General features: G+C 39.5%; 16 protein-coding genes. 6 read left to right on the top strand and 10 right to left on the bottom strand.

Annotation, left to right across the window (positions count from 1 at the left end; translation table 11 throughout):
- Positions 1-357 precede the first annotated feature (357 nt).
- Positions 358-2565: a catalase/peroxidase HPI gene (gene katG / locus LVD47_RS17120; RefSeq protein ID WP_236979116.1), complete on the bottom strand. Its 2208-nt coding sequence runs from the start codon at positions 2563-2565 to the stop codon at positions 358-360.
- A gap of 430 nt (positions 2566-2995) precedes the next feature.
- Between katG and LVD47_RS17115 the strand changes: the two genes are divergently transcribed.
- Both LVD47_RS17115 and LVD47_RS17110 read left to right on the top strand, forming a co-directional pair.
- Positions 2996-3454 carry a (2Fe-2S)-binding protein gene (locus LVD47_RS17115; RefSeq protein WP_236979115.1) on the top strand — a complete coding sequence of 153 codons (459 nt, stop codon included), beginning with the start codon at positions 2996-2998 and terminating at the stop codon, positions 3452-3454.
- A gap of 17 nt (positions 3455-3471) precedes the next feature.
- On the top strand, positions 3472-5712 hold the full coding sequence (locus LVD47_RS17110) for a xanthine dehydrogenase family protein molybdopterin-binding subunit (RefSeq protein ID WP_236979114.1): 2241 nt from the start codon (positions 3472-3474) through the stop codon (positions 5710-5712).
- Between the two features lie 171 nt (positions 5713-5883).
- Here LVD47_RS17110 and LVD47_RS17105 read toward each other — a convergent pair whose 3' ends face one another.
- The 4 genes from LVD47_RS17105 to LVD47_RS17090 form a co-directional block, all read right to left on the bottom strand.
- A complete protein-coding gene (locus LVD47_RS17105) occupies positions 5884-6123 on the bottom strand; it encodes a hypothetical protein (RefSeq protein ID WP_236979112.1) in 240 nt (79 codons plus the stop codon).
- Between the two features lie 78 nt (positions 6124-6201).
- On the bottom strand, positions 6202-6498 hold the full coding sequence (locus LVD47_RS17100; RefSeq protein ID WP_236979110.1) for a hypothetical protein: 297 nt from the start codon (positions 6496-6498) through the stop codon (positions 6202-6204).
- Positions 6499-7318: 820 nt separating this feature from the next.
- Complete coding sequence (locus tag LVD47_RS17095; protein ID WP_236979108.1) at positions 7319-8752, bottom strand: SusD/RagB family nutrient-binding outer membrane lipoprotein; 1434 nt, start codon at positions 8750-8752, stop codon at positions 7319-7321.
- Positions 8753-8762: 10 nt separating this feature from the next.
- Positions 8763-12119, bottom strand: coding sequence for a SusC/RagA family TonB-linked outer membrane protein (locus LVD47_RS17090; RefSeq protein WP_236979106.1), 3357 nt, complete (start codon positions 12117-12119; stop codon positions 8763-8765).
- 522 nt (positions 12120-12641) lie between these two features.
- On the opposite strand from LVD47_RS17090, the gene lodA reads away from it, so the two are divergent.
- The 3 genes from lodA (at position 12642) to LVD47_RS17075 (ending at position 16490) form a co-directional block, all read left to right on the top strand.
- The gene (gene lodA / locus LVD47_RS17085) at positions 12642-14672 is read left to right on the top strand and encodes a CTQ-dependent lysine 6-oxidase LodA (protein WP_236979104.1); all 2031 of its coding nucleotides are present in this window, start codon (positions 12642-12644) and stop codon (positions 14670-14672) included.
- Between the two features lie 10 nt (positions 14673-14682).
- Entirely contained in the window at positions 14683-15807 is a 1125-nt protein-coding gene (lodB, locus tag LVD47_RS17080) for a lysine-epsilon-oxidase maturase LodB (RefSeq protein WP_236979102.1), read from the top strand.
- 86 nt (positions 15808-15893) lie between these two features.
- Positions 15894-16490 (top strand): Tll0287-like domain-containing protein, encoded by a 597-nt coding sequence (locus tag LVD47_RS17075; RefSeq protein ID WP_236979100.1) that lies wholly within the window; start codon positions 15894-15896, stop codon positions 16488-16490.
- A gap of 43 nt (positions 16491-16533) precedes the next feature.
- On the opposite strand, the gene LVD47_RS17070 is transcribed toward LVD47_RS17075, so the two are convergent.
- The 4 genes from LVD47_RS17070 to gpmI form a co-directional block, all read right to left on the bottom strand.
- Positions 16534-17289 (bottom strand): sulfite exporter TauE/SafE family protein, encoded by a 756-nt coding sequence (locus LVD47_RS17070; protein ID WP_236979098.1) that lies wholly within the window; start codon positions 17287-17289, stop codon positions 16534-16536.
- A gap of 100 nt (positions 17290-17389) precedes the next feature.
- Positions 17390-18643 (bottom strand): 2-oxoglutarate dehydrogenase complex dihydrolipoyllysine-residue succinyltransferase, encoded by a 1254-nt coding sequence (odhB, locus tag LVD47_RS17065; protein ID WP_236979096.1) that lies wholly within the window; start codon positions 18641-18643, stop codon positions 17390-17392.
- Between the two features lie 131 nt (positions 18644-18774).
- Complete coding sequence (locus LVD47_RS17060) at positions 18775-19341, bottom strand: hypothetical protein (RefSeq protein ID WP_236979094.1); 567 nt, start codon at positions 19339-19341, stop codon at positions 18775-18777.
- Positions 19322-20845: a 2,3-bisphosphoglycerate-independent phosphoglycerate mutase gene (gene gpmI / locus LVD47_RS17055; RefSeq protein WP_236979092.1), complete on the bottom strand. Its 1524-nt coding sequence runs from the start codon at positions 20843-20845 to the stop codon at positions 19322-19324. The genes LVD47_RS17060 and gpmI overlap by 20 nt, the downstream gene beginning before the upstream one ends.
- A 544-nt stretch (positions 20846-21389) precedes the next feature.
- On the opposite strand from gpmI, the gene LVD47_RS17050 reads away from it, so the two are divergent.
- Positions 21390-21815 carry a hypothetical protein gene (locus LVD47_RS17050; RefSeq protein WP_236979090.1) on the top strand — a complete coding sequence of 142 codons (426 nt, stop codon included), beginning with the start codon at positions 21390-21392 and terminating at the stop codon, positions 21813-21815.
- On the opposite strand, the gene LVD47_RS17045 is transcribed toward LVD47_RS17050, so the two are convergent.
- Positions 21793-22572 carry a glycerophosphodiester phosphodiesterase family protein gene (locus tag LVD47_RS17045; RefSeq protein ID WP_236979088.1) on the bottom strand — a complete coding sequence of 260 codons (780 nt, stop codon included), beginning with the start codon at positions 22570-22572 and terminating at the stop codon, positions 21793-21795. The two genes, LVD47_RS17050 and LVD47_RS17045, sit on opposite strands and share 23 nt — an antisense overlap.
- Positions 22573-22606: the final 34 nt, after the last annotated feature.

Here is a 22606-nt window from a genome sequence, read left to right as displayed (position 1 = left end):
GTTTCTGCACGTTATTCTGATTCATGATGTCATTTGCCTGGTCAACAAAAAGCTGGAAATATCAAAAACGGTATTAATATGTGGTTTTTCCCGCCCTGAAACTTTATACTAAAAAATTGTACTTCAAGTGGATCAGCGGTTGACCTACCACTACAAAAATTTTACATCGTACCAAAATGCGGGATACGTAGACGGTATTATAGAAAAATCATCAAGTATCCAGTTCTCCATTATTCATTCATATGTATCATTTTTGAAAATTCACCAGATACAAAGTCATAATTCATAACACAAAAAAACCCCGGAAGGAATGTCTTCCACCGGGGAAATTTTCATCGTAAAGGAAAGACTCAAGAATTATTTCAGATCAAAACGATCCAGATTCATAACCTTGTCCCATGCTGCGATAAAGTCCTTTACAAATTTATCTTTTGAATCTGTAAATCCATATACTTCAGCTACAGCCCTTAATTCCGAATTGGAACCAAAAATAAGATCAGCCCGTGTTCCTGTCCATTTCAATTCACCACTCTTTCGATCCCTGCCTTCAAACAATTCGTCATCTTCAGATACCGACTTCCACTCTGTACTCATATCGAGAAGGTTAACAAAGAAATCATTTGTCAGATTTCCTGGTTGGTTGGTAAACACACCGTGCTTAGAGCCATCATAATTAGTTTCGAGAACACGCATACCTCCTACCAGCACAGCTAACTCCGGAGCAGTCAATGTCAGAAGCTGAGCTTTATCAACAAGCAATTCTTCCGTCGAAACATTAAAAGTTGTTTTACGGTAATTACGGAAGCCATCTGCTACTGGCTCCAGATACTTAAATGAGTCAACATCTGTTTGTTCCAATGACGCATCCATTCGACCGGCCGAAAAAGGAACCGTTAGATCATATCCGGCATTTTTAGCTGCCTTTTCTACTGCAGCACAACCTGCCAAAACAATAATATCTGCAGTGGAAATCTTTTTATTTCCAGATTGTGCGCTATTAAAATGATCTTTTATTCCTTCTAAAGTATTCAATACCCTTGTAAGCTGAGCTGGATTATTCACCTCCCAGTTTTTTTGTGGTTCTAATCGAATACGGGCACCATTAGCTCCCCCCCTTTTATCAGAGCCCCTAAAAGTAGAGGCCGATGCCCAGGCAGTGGAAACCAGCTCCGAAATAGAAAGTCCGGATTCTAAGACTTTTGATTTAAGCGAAGCAATGTCTTCGTCATTTATCAATTCGTGATCTACAGCTGGAATAGGATCTTGCCAAATGAGTTCTTCCTCGGGAACTTCGGGGCCAAGATATCGCTCTTTTGGTCCCATATCCCGATGGGTAAGTTTATACCAGGCACGTGCAAATGCGTCGGCAAATTCATCCGGATTTTCATAAAACCGTCTGGATATTTTCTCATACTCAGGGTCAAAACGCAAAGACAAGTCTGTTGTCAACATAGTAGGTCTATGTTTTTGATCCGCATCAAAAGCATCCGGTATTACCTCGCCAGCATCCTTTGCTACCCATTGTTTTGCCCCGGCAGGACTATGGGTCAATTCCCATTCATATTTAAACAAATTCTCAAAGAAATAATTACTCCATCTTGTGGGCGTTTGCGTCCATGTCACTTCTGGTCCCCCGGTAACAGCATCTTTTCCAACTCCTGTACCGAAACTATTGGCCCATCCAAAACCTTGTGCTTCGATTGGTGCAGCTTCCGGTTCAGGACCTACATACTTTCCAGGATCTGCTGCGCCATGGGTTTTCCCAAAAGAATGGCCTCCCGCAATCAAAGCGACAGTCTCTTCATCATTCATCGCCATTCGTTTAAAGGTCTCGCGTATATCTATTGCAGCAGATACGGGATCTCCATTTCCATTCGGACCTTCAGGATCTACATAAATCAGCCCCATAACCACCGCTGCTAACGGGTCTTCTAAATCCCTTTCTCCAGAGTATCTTTTATCATCTAGCCATTCTTTTTCAGATCCCCAGTAGACATCTTCTTCCGGCTCCCAGTCATCTTCTCGACCGCCTGCAAACCCAAACGTTTCAAACCCCATGGATTCAAGAGCTACATTTCCCGCCAGAACCATAAGGTCCGCCCAGGAAATTTTCTTTCCATATTTTTGTTTGATTGGCCAAAGTAGTCTCCTTGCTTTATCCAGGCTTGCATTATCGGGCCAACTATTCAGGGGTGCAAATCGCTGTTGTCCGGCTCCTGCCCCACCACGGCCATCGCCAATTCGGTAGGTTCCAGCGCTGTGCCATGCCATACGAATAAACAACCCTCCATAATGTCCAAAGTCAGCAGGCCACCAATCCTGAGAATCTGTCATCAGGTCATTGAGATCTTTTTTTAATGCTTCTAAATCTAGACTTTTAAACTCCTTGGCATAGTCAAAATCTTCACCCATTGGATTGGATAAAGAAGAATGTTGGCGGAGTATATTTACCGGCAGTCGATTCGGCCACCAATCGCGGTTTCTGGTCCCTCCTCCGGCACTTTCTTTTGGTGCTGTGCCTCCATGAAACGGGCATTTACTGATATCATTTCCTCTATTCTCCATATTAGATACATTTTTTGTTTTTTCCTTACTAATCAAAATTATAATAATAAATTAAGAATCTCCATCTATGATTTCTATACACTCATAAAGGAAATCTATAATTAAATTTTAGAAGCGTACACATTTACGATTTATTGTAACATCGAATGGTTTATATATCTTACTATCCTTCCCTTCCAAATATATGGTGAGAAAATATACTAAATAAAGGATGGATCAGCAAGCGCTGATATATTAATAAATAAAGATTTAAACATACTTTTCACCAACCTTCCTGATCAAATCCTTTCAAAACGATTCTGAACTACTCTTTTATAAAATAGAGATCCTTGTTTGGCGTTAGAAAATTATTACTATTATTATTCAATATGATCTCCGCTCTTTCGTAAAATGAATTGAAAATGATTATATTAATTCAAAATTTTGACCTATGGCAGTTTTCACATTAAATATAAACGGACAAAAGAAGGAAGTAGATGTAGATCCTGGCACACCGATGTTGTGGGTACTGAGAGATCATCTTAAATTACTAGGGACCAAATTTGGGTGTGGTATTGCCCAGTGCGGTGCTTGTACCATACACTTAAATGGTACGGCTGTGCGTTCTTGTAGTCTCCCCGTTTCTTCCGTTGGTGAAGATAAGGTAACGACCATCGAAGGATTATCTGAAAAAGGGGACCACCCGGTGCAAAAAGCCTGGATAGAACACGATATCCCACAGTGCGGTTACTGCCAGGCGGGACAAATAATGAGTGCATCCGCCTTACTTTTGAACAATTCCAATCCTTCAGATAAAGATATTGAATCCGCAATGAACGGCAATATTTGTCGATGCGGAACCTATACCCGAATTAAATCTGCCATTAAAACAGCTGCTAAAACCCAGTAATTGAAAAAGATCAAATTATGACAAAGGTAATTACAACTCAAGATAGGAGATCATTCTTAAAAGTATCGGCTGCTGCCGGAGGTGGGATTTTAATTGGATTCAACTGGCTATTAGGATGTACCCCTTCCGCTGAACAGGTAAAATCAATGCCCGAAGAGTGGTATAACATTAACGGGTTTCTAAAAATCGGAGATAATGGATTAGTCACTATTATGTCTCCGAACCCGGAAATAGGACAAAATGTAAAAACATCAATGCCGATGCTTGTTGCTGAAGAATTAGACGTGGACTGGAAAGATGTCATGGTAGAGCAGGCACCCTTGAACACCGATATTTTTACACGGCAATTAGCTGGTGGAAGTCAGTCCATTCGACAAAGCTGGGAAAGCTTGAGAACAACCGGGGCTACAGCCCGCCAAATGCTGATCCTGGCAGCTGCTAAAACCTGGGATGTTCCTCCGGAAGAGATAACTACTGAAAATGGAAAACTAGTTCACAGTGGAAGCGGAAAGGAAGCAGGATACGGAGAAATGGCATCAGCAGCCGTTGACATCCCGGTACCCGATAACGTACCTCTTAAAGAAAAAAAGGAATTTAAGATAATAGGTACATCTAGAAAAAATGTAGATGGCCATAAGATTGTCACAGGACAGCCACTTTATGGCATAGATACCTATGAAGAAGGCATGTTGGTAGCTATGATTATTCATCCTCCCGCATTTGGAATGAGTCTCAAATCTATAGATGCTTCTGAAGCCAAGAATATGGCTGGGATTAAAGACGTTTTCACATTTGAGACTTTTGGATCAGATGAAAAAAGAGGTAGTTTTGATATTTCCGCATTCCCTCATCTTATAGCTGTAGTAGGAGAGTCTACCTGGCAGGTAATGCAGGCCAAAAAAGCTGTAAAGGCAGAATGGGAAAAAACCGGGGATCAGACTGTTCCTTTTCACCGATCAGGCAGAGAATGGTCCGTCAATTTCCCTGCAGGTTTGGAGTCAACTGAGATGTATATGCAGAAAATGAAAGATAGAGATGCTCAGGGAGGGGAAACCGTTCGAGAAGATGGGAATCCCAGGGAAAATTTCGATAAAGCAACTAAAATACTTGAACGTACATACACGGCCCCTCATCTGGCTCACAATTGCATGGAGCCCATGAATTTCTTTGCTCATGTAACTTCGGATAAAGCAATATTAAAAGGGCCCATTCAAACTCCTGAATTCCTGGAGGAAACAGCATCCGACCGATTAGGTCTACCATTGGAAAAAATAGACATACAAATGACCCGTATGGGAGGAGGATTTGGTCGCAGGCTATATGGCAATTTTCTAATAGAAGCGGCTATTATTTCGAAAAAAGTAAATGCCCCGATTAAATTGATATACACTCGCGAAGATGACATGACAGCTGGAACCTATCGACCAGCCTATTTAGCTACCTATCGTGCCGGATTGGATGCAGATAATAATATTACTGCTTTCCAGGTGCGAATGGGAGGAATGTCGGAAAGCCCATTATTCGCCAATCGCTTTCCAGCTGGAGCCCTCGATCATTATCTGGCAGAAAACTGGTCTATTGATACAAATATAACACATGGTGCTTTCCGTGCACCTCGCTCTAATTTTTCAGCCGGAGTAGAACAAGCCTTCCTTGATGAACTTGCTGAAGAAGCCGGAAAAGACCCAATCGACCTTCGCCTTGAATTATTCGAAAAAGCAAAAAATCAGCCAGTCGGAGAGAATAATGATTACGACGCAGAAAGATATGCCGGGGTCATTAAGCTAGTCCGGGAGATGAGCAATTGGGATACCCCCCCTGAAAATGTGCACCGGGGAATGGCTGCGTATTATTGCCACAACTCGTATGTAGCTAATGTTGTAGATTTGGTAATGGATGGGAATAAACCTGTAATAGAAAAAGTTTATTGTGCCGTTGATTGTGGAATTGTTGTTAATCCCGATGCCGCAACCAATATGATTGAAGGAGGTACCATAGACGGTATTGGTCACGCCCTTTACAGTGAGTTGACTTTTATAGATGGGGTTCCCCAACAGAAAAATTTTGATAAATACAAACTCATACGTCACAGTGAAGCCCCTAAGTCCATTGAAGTACAATTCGTAAAGAATGACATCGACCCTACGGGATTAGGAGAACCACCATACCCTCCGGTAATTGGTGCACTGGCTAATGCACTTTACAAAGCTACAGGTAAACGGATTTATGATCAACCGTTTATTAAACATTTGTCCTGATTTGGAAAAAGTTAGTTGGTTAGAATTTGAATGATCTCATCGATAGTATGAGTAAGGAATTATATTTTCCTACTTCATTTTCCCCGGCACATCGAACCGGTCAATCCAAAACGTCCCGGGTAGTATATAACCCGTAAAACATAGGTTTCTATTCTTATATTTGAAAACTCCTTACTCCCCCAGTTTTTTCTTAATGGCATGAACATCCTGTAAAATTTGATTCTTGATATCATTCATCGCGCATTTAAAGGCATCCAAATTGGACTTTCTCCGGGCATCGTCCTTATTGTATCCGTGGTAGAATGCCACATGTAATTTTCTTTCACAAGTAGCATTATACCGGGCAATCAAATTCTCATCCAGGTCATAGATTTCGACTTCGATATCCATTGCCGTCTTGATTCCGCTCATCGGCATTCCTAATAAATAGGGTCAAAATGGAGAGAACCATCCACCCATGGTCCGTATTGGTAATTATTGCCGGGATCTTCAGATCAATATACCCTTTTTTTCACCTACGGACTGTGTAATACTGTTCTTAACCTCTCTCTCAAAAATCGTTGTCACATCGTGAAATCGGTTATCCCCGGCAATTCTATTATTTGCAATTGGCAAAAACGTCTCGGGATCTATAGAAGCTGTCGGTGCTTCTCCCCTATATCCGTAAGCTCCGATTTCTTCTGCCACGTGAATCCGGGGCTCAAGGACCGGCAACAATACACCCATTTCCTTCCCCGTCTGAAAATCCGAAATTTTTATGGTTTTGCAAGAAGTACACAAGGTCAAACATCCTAAAATGTAAAGTAACGTTTTTACACCACATGATTTTTAGCTCAAACAGAAAAATTTAACGATAAAAAATATGAAAAAATAATTATTATATATTTTAATATTAAATTAATACAAATATTAAAAATTTAATTCTATTCCAACAACTATATCAATTTTCTTCAAGATCCTTTAGACTCCAGCAATTTCTACTGAAAAGTAAAACCTGATAAGCGCCTGTTTTATATCGTTTTTGTTCACCAGGATGCACCTGGTTTTAATGCTTCCAAGCTATGATAAAAGCCCCCTTGGGGGTCTGATTATGTTAGAAGGACGCGTAAAACAGGATAGGTGACCCCGGAGGGTGTCGGATTACCTGTTTTTACTATTTGACGTTAAATCCAACCCCAGAATTGGAAGGGATGATTTTAGAAGAATGGGAACTTATCCGACCTCTCTGAGGTCGAAACAATCGTTTTGGCGAATCACTAATAGAATCCGACCCCTCGGGGGTCGGAACAGGCCCTTTCGGGATCCTGTCGCAACAAAAAAAAATAACAACAACAGGCCAAATGGAGTTTTAACGAAGAAAAATTTTCAGTAGAAATTGCTGTTTAGACTCAGAACATTGCGAGCATTCGACTGAGAGCTTCGGCGTTACTCAGCGGTTCTTTATGTAATTTTTAGCTCTTACCTGTCTCCAGTCGAAGACAGGCAGGCGCAAAGAATGCTGAGATTCCACATTCAGGTGGAATACACAATACACAGAGCTGTGCAGAGAATTTGTTAAATTTAGACAAGCTCTTATCCACATCAAAACCTCCAAAGATTTTACTACTTATTTCACATCCCACCAATTCTTTGTCGCCTGGGAATCACCTCCTATTCGTTGTGAAGCTTCTTCACTATTTTGGGTGTTATTAGCTTTTGTAGAGGTAGGATATAATAATCTACCGGGAAGGTATTCGACATCGGGATCCAGACTGCCTGACACAGGCGCTACAAACAGATCTTCACCATTTGGTTTCTTAAAGTCCATTCGCAATCTTTCAAACCAGGCCTGCAATCCCTGCATATACATTGCCAGCCATTTTTGAGTACCAATTACGTTGTTCCAGGATCCAGAATCATATGGTACCCCTTCGATATATTGGTCAATAGTCTCCTGGTCCTCTATTCCCCATTGCACCATAGAAGCTTCTATCCCTTCCTGATACCACTCTTCAGCAGTTTGGCCAACATTCATTCCTCTGGCTGCAGCTTCAGCCAGTGTAAATGCTACCTCGGCATAGGTAATAATATACCCCTTCGCTGAACCGCTAAAAGCAGCAGATCCGGGTTTTGACAACTCTATAACAGTAGGATCGTTAGCTTCCTGTCCATAATCTTTACCTATATATTCACCGTTCGTCTCGTCCACACTGGCATAAATACTCAAACGCGGATCATTCACTTCTTTTAAATAATCAATCATAGTAGTCGTAACTGCAAATTGAATAATTGGTCTTTCTACATCATTAAATGGAAATCTATTGGAAACGGTAGATTCATTATAAGGGAAAAAAACATTTTCCTCTGAACTGGAAATCGTATTTTGAGCTGCTTCTTCGATAATTTCCCTGGCCTCACTTTCCCTGACATCAATCATCCGCATTGCAATCCTCAACCGAAGAGCATTGGCAAACTTGATCCAGGTATCTTTATCACCTCCGGCAATAATATCTCCAATGATAAATGTTGAGGTATTATTTAGTATTTCTATTTGGTCCGATAATGAATTGAGAATAGAAGTATAAATACTCTCACCGGTATCAAATTGGGGTTGGATATATTCTTCACCCATCAATGATTGGGAATAGGGAACATCTACATACAAATCTGATAATATATGGAATATCCAGGCTTCTAGAATTTCAGCAGCTGCTTTGGTGGCTTCTCCTTCCACCTCAGGATTATCGTCATAATAATTGTGGATCTCTCTGAGGTCAGCAAGCGGGCCCGAATACAAACTAGACCAAATTCCATCATCCGTAAATAGATATCTTCCGTCAGAAGTTTTGTCTGTTCCCATCCAGTATTGCGCCAATTGCATTCCCTGCCGTGCATTGTAATACTGGTGATATATCAAGTCCGTTGCGGACTTTTCCGCATTAGCTAATAAATACTCAGGCAAAGTCTCACTTGCCCGGGCAGGATCAGTGTTTATTTCTTCGAAATTACTACAAGAAAACTGAATAAATATAAGTACGATTATATAATGATAAAACTTCATTGTTTATATTTTAGAGTGTAAGGTTTAAATTGATTCCTATACTTCGCACAGGCGGTAGAGCCCCCCCCTCAAACCCGATCTGGTTTCCATTAGAATTAGTTATATTAGCAGGATCCACGTTAGGGGAGTTGCTATGCATTAACCATAGATTTCTTCCAGTCAATGTAATTCTCGCACCCTCAAGTCCCAATTTTTGGACAAACGAAGAAGGGCTATTCCATCCCAGGCGAATTTCGCGTAAATAAATGTAACTTCCATCGTACAAATTCGCTTTACTAATCCGGTTACCTCCATTTGAATTAAAATGCGATTGTGCTGTAATTGCCACAGTATTTGGAGTACCGTCTTCTTTGTTTCCGTCAACAATAATGCCGTTTTCCCTAATACCATTTTCAGCTGTAGCTTTCAACATGCCCGACTTATTACCGTATAAATTGGTATAAGAGAAAAAGTCCCCACCTTTTTGAAAATCAATTAATGCTGATAAATAAAAATCACGATAAGAAAAACGGTTTGAAAACCCACCTACAAAATCAGGATTGGCATCTCCTATAATCACTGGACTTGGAGTTACCATATATATTCCATTTTCTCCCACGATTGGATTACCGGAGTTATCATATATATAATCGGTTCCCAACATAGTTCCCAGGGATTTCCCCACTTCCGCAACCATAGACACCTTCCTGGTTCTTCTTTCTGTACCCACAATAAATCTATCTAACCCCCCAATTTCATCGCTGGTACTATTCAAATCCAAAACGGTATTTTTATTTTTTGAATAGTTAATCGAGGTTCTCCAGGAGAAATCGTCCGATTGTACCAGATAAACTGAAGCAGATAATTCAATTCCACGGTTTTGTACATTTCCCCCATTCACAATCTTTGAGGTAAACCCTGTTTCGGCCGGTATTTGTACATTCCAGATCTGATTTTTGGTTGTCCGGTCATAGTATGTAAAATTAAGGGACAAACGATCCTTCCAAAAACGAAGATCCAGACCACCTTCCACTTCAGAGGTCAATTCAGGTTTTAAATTAGAATTAAATAAAGAGTTGCTTGTAGTCTGCAATGGGAAAGATCCAAAGGATTCAACATAATCATAATATCTGGAAACAGTATAAGGATCACCATCGTTACCCACCTGAGCAAAAGACAGTCTTAATTTACCAAATGTCAACCAATCTCGTTTGGGCAGTAAATCCGTAAAAATAAAAGAACCCGCTACCGAAGGATAAAAGTATGAATAATTCCCTGTTTGATAAAGTGTAGAAGCCCAGTCATTCCTTCCCGTTACTGTCAAAAATAAATAATCATTAACACCAAGTGTAGCAGACCCAAAAACAGAATTCGTCTGCTTATCACTGAATGTTGTCCGCGTAGTAGGCGGCAATACAGAATTCTGAACTACATATACACCCGGACTTTGAAGTCCCCCATTGGTATTGTCCCTGTCTTCCGTTGAATTTATACTTAATATATTTCCACCTCCCACTACATCCAATGAAATCGCACTTGAAAGCTGGTTGGAATAATTCAAAGTCAATTGATAATTATTTTCATTATATTCAAGTTGTCTTTTTTGATAGGAACCAACAAAAAAGCCCTTAGCGGATCTTCTTTCATCGACATGAGAGAAAAAATCTGAGAATACTCGTATATCAGCAGATAGAAAATCTGAGAACTTGTAAGTTAACCCCGCATTCCCATAATACCTTTTATTATCATCAGTGGCATAATTTTCATATTGATTCCAGTAGGGACTTTGTGTAAAAGCAGGTTGCTGAATATTCCAAGCTCTTCGATTCCACCCCTGCTCAGAACCATCTGCATATTTATAATTCCTGAAATACTCATCATTGATCTGTCTTTGACCATACATTACATAGAACAACATAGGATTGTTCCCGTGAAATCCGGTCCCAGGTCTGCCTTTCGATCCATCATCCAGGAAGTTTACACCACCACTAAATGACAAATTATCATTAAAATTATAATTGGTATTCAACCCCATGGAAAACCGCTGCAAATTACTTCCGGGATATATAAAGTCCTGTTTTGTATGTCCGAGAGAAAATCGTAATGCACCATTCTCATTACTACTGGCGATAGAAAGATTATTTGTAAATGTAACCCCTGTTTCAAAAAAGTTTCGGGCATTGTCAGGATGAGCCTCCCAGGGAGCTGTCTTCCCAAAATTAGGATTGTTCCTGTCCGGGTCCCAAGACCAATAATGGCGTACTTCCCTTCCATCCAATGCAGGCCCCCATGATTCATCCACCCCGTAATTTGGCACCAAATCATAAGGCCCTTTCCCGTCATTATCATCATACGTTCCTCCTCCCGGTAAAAATCCTTCCGGATTTTCATTGACATAAAGCTTCATAAACTCCTGACTACCTCCTCCACCATATGAATTTTGGTATTCCGGCAAGTAAGAAACCTCGTCAAATTGCAAATTCATATCGTAATTCACTTGCAATTTACCAGCCCCTTTACCGGTTTTTGTAGTTATATAGATTACACCATTTTGGCCTCGGCTTCCATATAATGCCGTTGCAGCTGCGCCTTTTAAAACCGCTATATTTGCAATGTCATTAGGATTTATCAATTGAGCCGGATTTCCCCAATCAAAGCCTCCTCCACCGGTACCCTGGCCACCTGTTGTACCTACTGAATTAAGATTCATATTGGCCATTGGAACTCCATCAATAATAAACAAGGCATTATTATTACCTGAAATTGAAGCCTGGCCACGTATAGTAACCTTTGAAGATCCACCCATAGAACCTGAATTACCACCGATCTGGACCCCTGCCAATTTACCCTGAAGAGAATTGAGATAATTCACTTCTTTAGCTTCCTGAATGCTACCGCCATCCAACTGCTGAACCGAATATCCTACATCCCGGGTATTCCTCTGAATTCCGAGTGCTGTAACGACTACCTGGTCCAAAAGTTGCGAATCATCCAGTAAAGTTATTGTAATCGTACTCCTACCCTCTACTGGCACTTCCTGTGTTTGGTAACCAATGTAAGAAACCACCAGGATATCATTATCACTTATTTCCTGCAAGGAAAAATTCCCTTCAAAATCACTTGAAGTACCCTTTTCCTTTCCCTTAACCAGAATATTGACACCTATCAACGGATTTCCATCCTTATCAACGACCTTCCCCGATATATCCAGTATCTCACTAAAGGTATTTAATGTGTTGTAATTGGGTACGTTAACGGCCCTCGCATTGATAGAACTTAGAAAACAGCATACCAATATCGCCGAAACCTTCAAAAAAAATCTATCCCTTTTGGGAATAGATATAAATTCATAAGAATTATATAATCCTATAAGACTATATGTAGTCATACATCAACCATTAATAAATTAATAAATTTTTTTCATCCTGCCTATCCTAATTGCTAACATTAAGAATATGATATAAAGGCCAAAAATAAATTCTTTGCCCAGGCATTTTCTATCATTCTTTTGGAGTAATGGAATAGATTCTAAGAATATCTACATGAAAACCCATCAGAAATTTAAACTTATAAATATAATTAATCTATCACCAGTTTAAAAGTAGTAAAAAAAATATTTTTTATAATACTTTTTTCACTATTTAAGCTAAAAAATTTCACAATGATACACATAAGCCATTTTTAACTTACTCATCGACACCATGAATCAGCATTTAGTATTTTTTCAAATCACCCATTCCTGAATTGGTAGATTGCAATCAATTTAGTAAGTTTATCCAGTGTTTTATAAAAGGTCATTAAGCCTTTTATCCACAAGCTAATCTTCCCAATCAAAAGTATTATAATCCGTATATTCCGGCAACGTTGAGTGCCTGAAAAAAGTAATATGTAACCTTAAATAAATAAAACTATGGAATTGAAAATTTCTCCGTCCATTGGTATTGCACGGTTAGGCAATAGCCCTGATACCTTTTGTCTATCCCCCGAAAAACTCGGCGGTCTCCCCTATGATTCGGATGAATTCGGGAATATGAAAAGCGCAGTTAAACATTTTAAAGATGATGCCGGCCTGATAAAAAGGCAAGGGCAACGTTTTAGGATTTTTGATATGAATGAAAATGAGATTACCGAGAATTCGCCCAATATAGAATCCATAAATTGGACCGTTCATTTGGCCAATAAAAAAGCTGCCTGGTACCAGTATAGCGAGTTGGAAGGAAATTTACTTTACGGAAAGGATAATAGCTACAATAACAGAAATGTTCCTTTACGTAATGCTTCAGCGAAAGACCGAAAAGACTTAATTATCGACCCAGGTCCAAGAAATATTTCAGGTCCCAGAAAATCTATTGGTTTTGACAAAGACAATGTACCTGAAAATTATCCCGCTACCTACCCAAACCCCTCTGTAAAATTTGGCACACCGATCAAAACACTGGGTGAATTAAAGACAGATGATGAGGGAAGGCTGATCGTCATAGGTGCCTTCGGCCATGCAGGAGGTGACAAACCCTTAACCAGTTATGGAGGTTCAGATACCTGGCATGACGACATTGCTGACGGCCCCGTGTATTGCACGGTAAAATTCTCAGATGGTAGCCCGGATATTCACTTACAGGCATGGGTAATTGTCGGATCACCTGATTTTGCCCCTGAAATCGTAAATATTTCCACCCTTAGTGATACCATGTTCGATGTTGGAGTGAGAAATTTTGACCTTGTACCTGAAATGTATTCAAATGAAAAATACAATGATGATTATATAGCCAATTTTCATCGTGATATTCTGCCAATTATCCAGCGCATAGGCAATTATCAATGGGTAGCCAATGTGCAATCCATGTCAGCATTCAATTCCTTTATTTTTGACTTTTCAGATCCTGGTGAAACGAACCGTAAAAACAGGGAGACTTATTTTTCGTATTTCAGACCACCAAATAATAAAGCCAATCCTTCACCCAATCAATCTCAGGAAGTATTATTCAAGGAAGAAAATGACAATTTCATACCCATGATGCCGCTAAATTCCGGCAGCAATTCTGTTAGCAATGAAACAATTGTAAAATTTCTCTCCCTGGATCAAACCCAATACTTTTTACTCGGACAATGGGCTAAAGGTCTTTTTGAAAACAGTCCTAATTATCAACCATTTGCAATTGATCAGACCACTGCAAATAGCGTAGGAAATTGTGTAGGCCTTCCTATGTGTCCTGGTATAGAAGTCACCTGGAGTATGCAAAATCCCAATGTCTATGAAGCACCTTATTTAATTTCTGACCAGGCTGGCATAGGTGGATATAATGAAACCGGACTAAATCCCAACCGCGATGAATGTGAAGGTGGAGGTTGTGAGCCGGGAGATCTAACTAAGCGGATGGCATGTCCCTGGCAGGCAGATTTCTTCCAATGTACGATTCAATATATCAATTTTACTGACCCGGAAATAAACAAAGACAATAATACACCCAAACCTCCCACTTATTACTCGTATTGGTGGCCACCTCAAAGTCCATGGGATGTGATTACCGGCGAACTAACAGCAGAGGGCCAATCCCATTCCCATTTGCCTGCTGGTCAACAAATGAACTATGCTCGCGGCATAAACAGTTTTGTACAAATGGTAGAACACTGGTCGGCACTTGCCTTTATAAAAAACAACAATGCGGGAACTGAAGGGTTTCCTTACTTCACTGAAACAGAAAGGAATAATGAATTATTCTCTTATAAAGAAGTTCCTGTGGGAACCATTAGTGGTAATGACCAGGATAATGAAACAACAATTCCAGTGTTTTATATTGAAGAAAGCATGAAAAAAGTGGCTCAAAAAAGTCAAAAGGCAAAAAAATTAGTCAATTACCTGGAATCCCGTGCATTTAATGAGATAGAAGTTCACGAAGATGGACTCGGTATACCCAGGTCCGGAACAAGGTCACGCAGATAATTAATCGAATTTGAAAACACTAGAAACGGATGTTCTTGTAGTCGGTGGAGGTCCAGCCGGAGCTTCCACCGCCTTAAGTTTACTAAATTATTCAAATCTCAAGGTAGTATTGGTCGAGCAGTCAGACTTGTCAGGGCATCGCATAGGAGAAAATGTTTCAGCATCTATTTTTAATCTTTTGGATTATCTCAAAATTGATAAAAACGATCTGGAATCCGATTGGATTTGTCCCACTAATGCTACTGTATCCCTTTGGGGAAATGAATATCCTGTAACTATAGATCCACTATTGTCCTCGTCGAGATCTTCCTACCAAATTGACAGGCAAAAGTTGGATTTTCATCTTTTACAAACAATAGCTGACAGAGGAGGAATCGTACTTCCCCGAACCCGGTATATAAACATTTCCAGACCTGACAATTCCAGTTGGAATATAGACGTAAGTCACGCTACTAAGGGGAAATTAAAAATAGCATGTAAATTTCTCGTCGATGCTACAGGGAGAAAGGCCAGTCTATGCAAACATTTGAAAGTACCTACCCAAAGATTGGACACATTAATGGGAGTGGGCATATTCTTTGATGAAAATAAAGCTACTGAAAATCCTAAGGTACAATGCATAGAATCTACAGAATCAGGTTGGTGGTATACCTCTCATCTGCCTAAAGGAAAAAGGATAATTGTATTTTTTTCCGATGCAAAAATAATCGCCCATAATCATTTCAATGAAATCGGATACTGGACTAAAAATTTATCAAAAACCCGGGAAATAAAAAAATGGTATTCCCTCAATCACCCGCCTCTTAAAGAAGAACTGTGGATAAAAGATGCTTCTTCCCGTATTACAAACACTTCTCAAATTAATAATTTTATTGCTGTAGGAGATGCTGCATCTTCTTTCGATCCAATTTCATCTATGGGTATAGGATTTGCGATGACTTCCTCATTTCATGCAGCCAGGCACATTAAAAATATTATATCCAATAACTTCTCGTCAGACTCAAATCACTATCAAAAGAATATAGAAGAACACTACCATCAATACGTAAGTCTTCGTGACCAATTTTACAATAAAGAAAATCGTTGGAATTCATATCCTTTCTGGGCAAAAAGGCTCCCCGGAAGCGGTAGATAGCACTGAATTATTTGCAAGTGAATCCGGGCCTGTATTAGAAAAATATATTAATTTCCTTATTTTTATAAATACTTCAACGGCTCATTATGAAAAAGTTCTTTCTATTAATTAGTTCTATAATTATTTTATTTCAGGGCTGCACTTCCCGTGAAAAAAAGGATGACTCCACAATGTCGGAGAAGCGTATGGTGGCGTATTTAGACAGAGGAAAAGATTTGGCAAATAAAGCCCAAAAAGCACTAGGAGGACAATTAATCGAAGCTATAAGCAAAGGAGGGGTGCCCTATGCCGTTCAATTCTGTAACATCAAAGCTATTCCCATTACAGATAGCTTATCCAATGAAGTAAATGCAAATATTCATAGAGTGAGTGACCGTCCAAGAAATCCTGAAAACCAGGCTAACGAACACGAAAATAAGTACATTTCACAAGCCAAAGCTTTACTTTCTTCCGGCGAAAAAGTACTTCCTTCTATACAAAGACAAAATGATATAATGGTAGGTTATTACCCAATTATTACCAATCCGCTTTGCCTTCAGTGTCATGGAAAGCCAAATGAAACAATAGCAAATGAAACCTGGGATGCTTTACAAAAGCACTATCCAAAAGACAAGGCCTTTGGGTACGGACCTGATGAAATAAGGGGTATCTTCGTAGTTGAAATGCCAGTTTCTGCAAAATAACTGGAATATGTTTTAATGCAAATCCATAGTTAATAGAAATATTTTATCGGAAAAAAAGCAATAAGGCACCAACAGCCGTAAGAACCAGTATCATCTTTCGATAGAAATTATCCTTTATCATTTCAACCAATTTGACACCGCAAAACAATCCTATGATTATACCGGGAAGAAGCCTGGCACTAATCATTAATGAATCAGCATCTATTGTCCCCCAAACAAAATAATGAAAGGGAATCTTAAAGATATTTACGATAAAAAACAACCAGGCGGCCGTCCCTATAAATTCATTTTTAGGCAATCGCATCGCCAGAAAATAAATATTCGAGAATGCTCCTGCCAAATTTCCTATCATCGTAGTGATACCTGCTAAAGTACCTATGAATCCCGCAAAAGCCCAGTGTGTTGGAACATTTTTTGATTTTTTCCGGTCCCACCAGTACATCATACCCACCGTAAATAATATAATACCAGCCATTACCAGCTTAAAAGCATTTTGGGGTAATTCATTACCTATCAACGTACCAAGTATCACCCCGATTACCATCCAGGGTAATATACGAACTATGTATTTCCACTGCGTATGCCGGTTGTAATAAATAACAGCAAAAGCATCACCCACTACCAATAGGGGTAAAAGAATTCCTGTGGAGGCCCGTGCTCCAAATGCAAGTGCCAGGAGTGTCACGATTACAATCGATATTCCTTTAATACCTGACTTGGATATTCCCAGGATAAAAGATGCCAGTGTCGCAATCAACCAGGTACCGGAAATCATCAAAGGGAAGGTAAAATCAGCCATGGAATGAATTTAATCCATAAAGCGACCAAAAGTATAAAAATTATAGTAAATTTTACTATCCCTACATAAAAGGCACAATGTCCATATGCTCAATGAAAAATTACAATCCCATAAGCAATTGGACTGGATTTTCAAGTAATTCCTTAACTCTTACCAAAAATGTAACAGAAGTACTTCCATCAATAACACGATGGTCATACGACAAGGCCAAATACATCATTGGCCGAATTTGCACCTCACCGTTCACAGCAATAGGTCTTTGGACAATATTGTGCATTCCAAGGATAGCAGATTGTGGCTCGTTGAGAATGGGCGTACTCATCATGGAACCAAAAATTCCTCCATTCGTAATGGTAAAAGTACCACCAGTCATTTCATCCAACGAGAGTTTTCCTTCTCGTGCCTTTTCTGCCAATTCTTTAATTTTGAATTCTATTTCATGAAATTGAAGCGACTCAACGTTATGAACAGGCGGGACAACCAACCCGTTGGGAGTCGAAACAGCTACAGAGATATCTACATATTCGTGATATACCAAATGATCCTCATCGATTCGGGCATTTACATCCGGCATTTCCATTAATGCCTGTGCACAAGCCTTCGCAAAAATGGACATAAAACCCAATTTGATGCCGTATTTGTCAACGAATTTTTCCTGGTAAGTTTTACGCAATTTCATAATCTCCGTCATATCTGCTTCGTTAAATGTAGTAAGCATAGCCGTTCCATTCTTGGCAGATACCAAACGCTTCGCTATTGTGCGTCGCATACGAGACATTTTCTCCTTACGTTCCTCTCGGGAAAACGCTTCCTTAGGTGTAAAATCAGGATAGGATTCTTCTTTCTTTTCCTGCGGTTGGGATTTTTCAGATTTCTTAGCCTTTTCAGCATCTTCCTTCGTAATTCTTCCATCTTTCCCAGTCCCTTTCACAGCTGCTGGGTCAATCCCTTTTTCGGATAAAATTTTAGCAGCAGCAGGTGAAGGATGCCCCATGGCATAACTGTCAGATCCTTTTTGCTTTTCCTCACTAGTTTCTTCTTTCTTTTCCTCCGCAGCAGGTTCTTCCTGTGTCTCATCACTAACAGAATCTGCACCTCCATTTTCCGGAGAAGATACAGAAGTATCAATCTTGGCAACCAGCGCTCCAATCTCCAAATCATCTCCTTCACCGGCAACATATATCAGTTTCCCAGATGCTTCGGCCGGAAATTCAAGGGTAGCTTTGTCCGATTCAAATTCACAAATTGGCTCATCCATTGATACGTATTCTCCGTCTTCCTTCAACCATTCCGACAAAGTAACTTCAGATATCGATTCTCCTATGACAGGCACTTTCATTTCTACGATGCTCATAACTAAGATTTATTGTACGTTGATGTTTCACAAATATGCAAAATTAACACAAAACTCCATTGATTGTACTTTGACTATTTAAAATCAAGATAAAATATTAACACCTCATAAGAAGATACCTCAATATCATCTCAATAATCCAATTTCATTTCAAAGGTAGCTGGATCCTTAAATAACAAATATGACTTCTTATAAATTGAATACCCTGACTCGACTTTCCAATTTATGGCAAAATTTTGCCTTGACACCAGGCTCTTTTTCTCTTCCTGAATATTGATTTCAACGACTTCTCCATCAGCACCATAAATAATCTTGACCTTATCGGCCGGTGCTTTTGTATTTTCAGTCGAATATGTATGAATCTCAAATCCCGAGCTATCTGTAGTTACCAAATCATATCCCTCAAACCATCGAAGTGATGAAAAATCAAAGTCGTTAATATCTGCCAGGTCACTTTTTATGTTATAATCCGATAATTGCTTTTTCTCAGGATTTGTCTCATTGACCATTATCGTTTTTGTCACAGAGGATTGAATACTATCCTCTATACCAGCTTCAAATATATCGACTACAGCTTTTGAAAGGCTGAACGTCTCTTCAGGTTTTACAGTTATAATTGATTCTGTGCCCGGGTTACACCCCTGTGAAAGGATAAAGCCAATAAAAAATATAAACAAATTAATTTTCAACCAATACATTTCCAGTCATTTCGTCAGGTATATCTAAACCCATAATCGTCAAAATAGTTGGGGCCAAATCACCTAACTTTCCATCTTTTATCCTGGAAAAGATTTTTTGGTCATCGATATAAATTACAGGTACCGGGTTTTTGGTATGGGCTGTGTTCGGAGAACCGTCTTCATTGATCATATAATCCGAATTTCCATGATCTGCAATAACAATTATGGTATATTCCTTTTCCAATGCTTTTCCAACAGCCCTTTTCACGCATTCGTCCACCGTCTCCGCAGCTTTCACAGCAGCATCAAAATCCCCGGTATGTCCTACCATATCTGCATTGGCATAATTCAGGCAAATAAAATCAGGCGTATTGTTTTCTATTTCATTTTCGATGGCTTCTGTAATTTCAAAAGCGCTCATTTCCGGTTTCAGGTCATAGGTAGCCACCTTTGGAGAATTAATTAGGATTCTGGACTCACCCTCAAAAGGTTTTTCTCTTCCCCCTGAAAAGAAAAAAGTTACATGAGGATATTTTTCCGTTTCCGCAATTCTCACCTGGGTTTTCCCAGATGCAGACAAAAATTCACCCAGAGTGTTCTTAATATCTTCTTTGCTATAAACCACATGTAAATTCTCAAAGGTCTGGTCGTAATTCGTCATCGTTACAAAGTACAAATCCAAGGCTTTCATTTTGTAGTCGGGAAATGATTCCTGGGTAAGTACTTTCGTAATCTGTCTGGGGCGATCTGTACGGAAATTCACAAAAAATACGGCATCTTCCTCCCTGATCAATCCTATTGGATTATCCTGATCATCCGCACATATCAAGGGTTTTATAAATTCATCTGTCACCCCCTCATCATAACTGGCCTGTACCTCAGTCAACGGGTCATGTGTCAATTTACCTTCCCCCTTCACCATGGCATTATACGCCAAAGCTGTCCGCTCCCATCTGTTGTCCCGGTCCATCGCATAATACCTTCCGGTAATGGATGCTATTTTAGCACTGGTATTTTCAATGTGACCAATCAAATCTGCTAAATATCCTTTTCCTCCTTCCGGATCAGTATCCCTGCCATCCAGGAAACAATGTAAAAACACCTCAATACCTTCCGCGACCAATATATCAACTACAGCTTTCACGTGATCGATATGTGAATGAACACCGCCATCAGATAATAAACCAAGTATATGGGCAGGTTTATTATTCTTCAAACAATAATCAATAAGGGCTCCTATTTCTTTTTCCGACTTAAGTGTATTCTCCTGAATCGCTTTGTTGATTCGAGCCAGTTCCTGATACACTATCCTTCCTGCCCCTATATTAAGGTGGCCAACTTCTGAATTGCCCATTTGTCCTTCAGGTAATCCTACGTCCATGCCATACGTTACTAATTCTGCATGGGGGTATTTTTCATATAATGAATCCGTATATGGGGTATTCGCCTGGGCAATTGCACTTACTTTGGGTTCAGGACCTATTCCCCAACCGTCCAAAATCATTAAAAAACATTTCTTCATAATCCCTAATTATTTGTCCGTACAGGTTTTTGGTGAATGACTTTCCATAGCCATACTTCTTTCAAAACCATTAATTATGGCGGCAAATTAATAAAGCCCTCTCTAGTATCAAAGTTTACGGTAATAATTGATGGTAAATTATTCTTCATTTGAAGAATTTTTATGATTCAGATCACATGAGAATAGTAAGATTCTACTAAAAGTGGCAAATACATAAAGGACTATTTAGAGCTCCTTTTAGGAAAAGGATCGCTGTTTTCAACTGAGAACTACATAATACCTATTCTCAAGCGTGGATAGACAAGAGCAATCAACGGCGTTCCCTCCCTTTGCTTTATCCCGATAAAGCTCCAGGAAGAAGCCTTGTATATTCCCCTTACACTCCCTCAGCCTATACCTTCTCCTTGAGCTCTTGATCAATTAAATGACAATAGTGGACAAGAACAGGTTTTGGGAAAAAATTGAATCTAAAACAGTAAAACGTACCCTCTTCTTGCCAACCTTTCACAGTCTTTTTACGTCTTATTACCATAAAATATACAGTATGCGAATCGTCAAGTACTCAATAATTTTACTTTTAGTCTCTACATTAAGCTGCGAGAAGGTACTTTTAATCCCCAAAGAAATAGATTTTGAAAAATTTTCACTCACAGTACCCAACAACTGGGACCCGTTCCAGGTTCAGGGAATTGATTCGTACGTCGGAGGGATTACGAACGGCCGGGACACCCTTACATTTGATTATGGTTGGTATTCTTATGGACTCAGTAATGAAACCGAAGAAACCCACAGTCGCGTAAAAACAACCATTGACGGGTACGATGCCTTGATAGTAATCCCTTATCAACCAAGACAGGAAATCACTGGTATGTATATAGAATTGGATTCTATGAACCGATTCAATCTATACGGGATGTGCCGTAACGAAGCTACCGCTATGAAAATATTTAGTTCCGTGGAATTTCAATAACTTTACTCGCAGTTAACTTTTTAACCTCCACTGGCAAATCTGTTTGAATAATATCCGCCCTGGTCTTTAATAATTCATAAAAACTGTCTTCTTTCCCCAATCTCAAATCATCATCTACCTCTCCCAGTGAGTTGATCCATACCCGGACACCTTTACTATGTAAAAGATCCGACAATTCGGGAGTCGCAAAAGAAGGGTCAACGTGAATAGCCCAGGGATTAAATTTTTCATATGCTTCCAATGCTTCCTTTTTATTATACGAACGCGGCATAATTTTCCAATCCGAGTGGGCTGCATAGACTTTCTCCAATACATCCCAATCGCTATCAAAGAAAAAAACACTTGCTGAGGCATTTGTTTTCTCAACAACTTGAATGATTTTCCCAATTTGCTCTGTCTTAATATCTATATCAAACAAGATCTTGCCTTTGCCATAATTTAATGCTTCTTCAAAAGTCAAAATCTGGTATTCCGTTTCCTTCCCCTTATATAATAAGCGCATCTTCTTTAACTCATCTTTCGTAAAAGAAGCAACCGGTCCAGTCCTATTCGTCGTCCGATCTACCGTTTCGTCGTGCATCAAAACAGGTATTCCATCCTTACTGATCCTTACATCAACCTCTATAATATCAATATTATTTTCAATAGTCTGCTGAATCGAGGCAATAGAATTTTCAGGAACGTCTACATGCAGACCACGATGAGCTGTGACTAGTATTTCCCATTGTTTTTCGGGATTACTAACCTTATTTTTCAAGACACATCCTGATAAAAACAATAAAATACATATA

Origin of the sequence: Membranihabitans maritimus (assembly GCF_021729145.1) — a bacterium.
Classification (GTDB): domain Bacteria; phylum Bacteroidota; class Bacteroidia; order Chitinophagales; family Saprospiraceae; genus Membranihabitans; species Membranihabitans maritimus.
This window is presented reverse-complemented; position numbering and strand designations above follow the sequence as displayed.

Bases quoted from the DNA above. Each gene is read 5' to 3' on its own strand.
- odhB (WP_236979096.1), bottom strand. From the start codon at position 18,643: ATGAGCATCGTAGAAATGAAAGTGCCTGTCATAGGAGAATCGATATCT.
- LVD47_RS17115 (WP_236979115.1), top strand. From the start codon at position 2,996: ATGGCAGTTTTCACATTAAATATAAACGGACAAAAGAAGGAAGTAGAT.
- LVD47_RS17090 (WP_236979106.1), bottom strand. From the start codon at position 12,119: ATGACTACATATAGTCTTATAGGATTATATAATTCTTATGAATTTATA.
- katG (WP_236979116.1), bottom strand. From the start codon at position 2,565: ATGGAGAATAGAGGAAATGATATCAGTAAATGCCCGTTTCATGGAGGC.
- LVD47_RS17060 (WP_236979094.1), bottom strand. From the start codon at position 19,341: ATGTATTGGTTGAAAATTAATTTGTTTATATTTTTTATTGGCTTTATC.
- lodA (WP_236979104.1), top strand. From the start codon at position 12,642: ATGGAATTGAAAATTTCTCCGTCCATTGGTATTGCACGGTTAGGCAAT.
- LVD47_RS17110 (WP_236979114.1), top strand. From the start codon at position 3,472: ATGACAAAGGTAATTACAACTCAAGATAGGAGATCATTCTTAAAAGTA.
- gpmI (WP_236979092.1), bottom strand. From the start codon at position 20,845: ATGAAGAAATGTTTTTTAATGATTTTGGACGGTTGGGGAATAGGTCCT.
- LVD47_RS17075 (WP_236979100.1), top strand. From the start codon at position 15,894: ATGAAAAAGTTCTTTCTATTAATTAGTTCTATAATTATTTTATTTCAG.
- LVD47_RS17105 (WP_236979112.1), bottom strand. From the start codon at position 6,123: ATGAGCGGAATCAAGACGGCAATGGATATCGAAGTCGAAATCTATGAC.
- LVD47_RS17070 (WP_236979098.1), bottom strand. From the start codon at position 17,289: ATGGCTGATTTTACCTTCCCTTTGATGATTTCCGGTACCTGGTTGATT.
- LVD47_RS17050 (WP_236979090.1), top strand. From the start codon at position 21,390: ATGCGAATCGTCAAGTACTCAATAATTTTACTTTTAGTCTCTACATTA.
- LVD47_RS17095 (WP_236979108.1), bottom strand. From the start codon at position 8,752: ATGAAGTTTTATCATTATATAATCGTACTTATATTTATTCAGTTTTCT.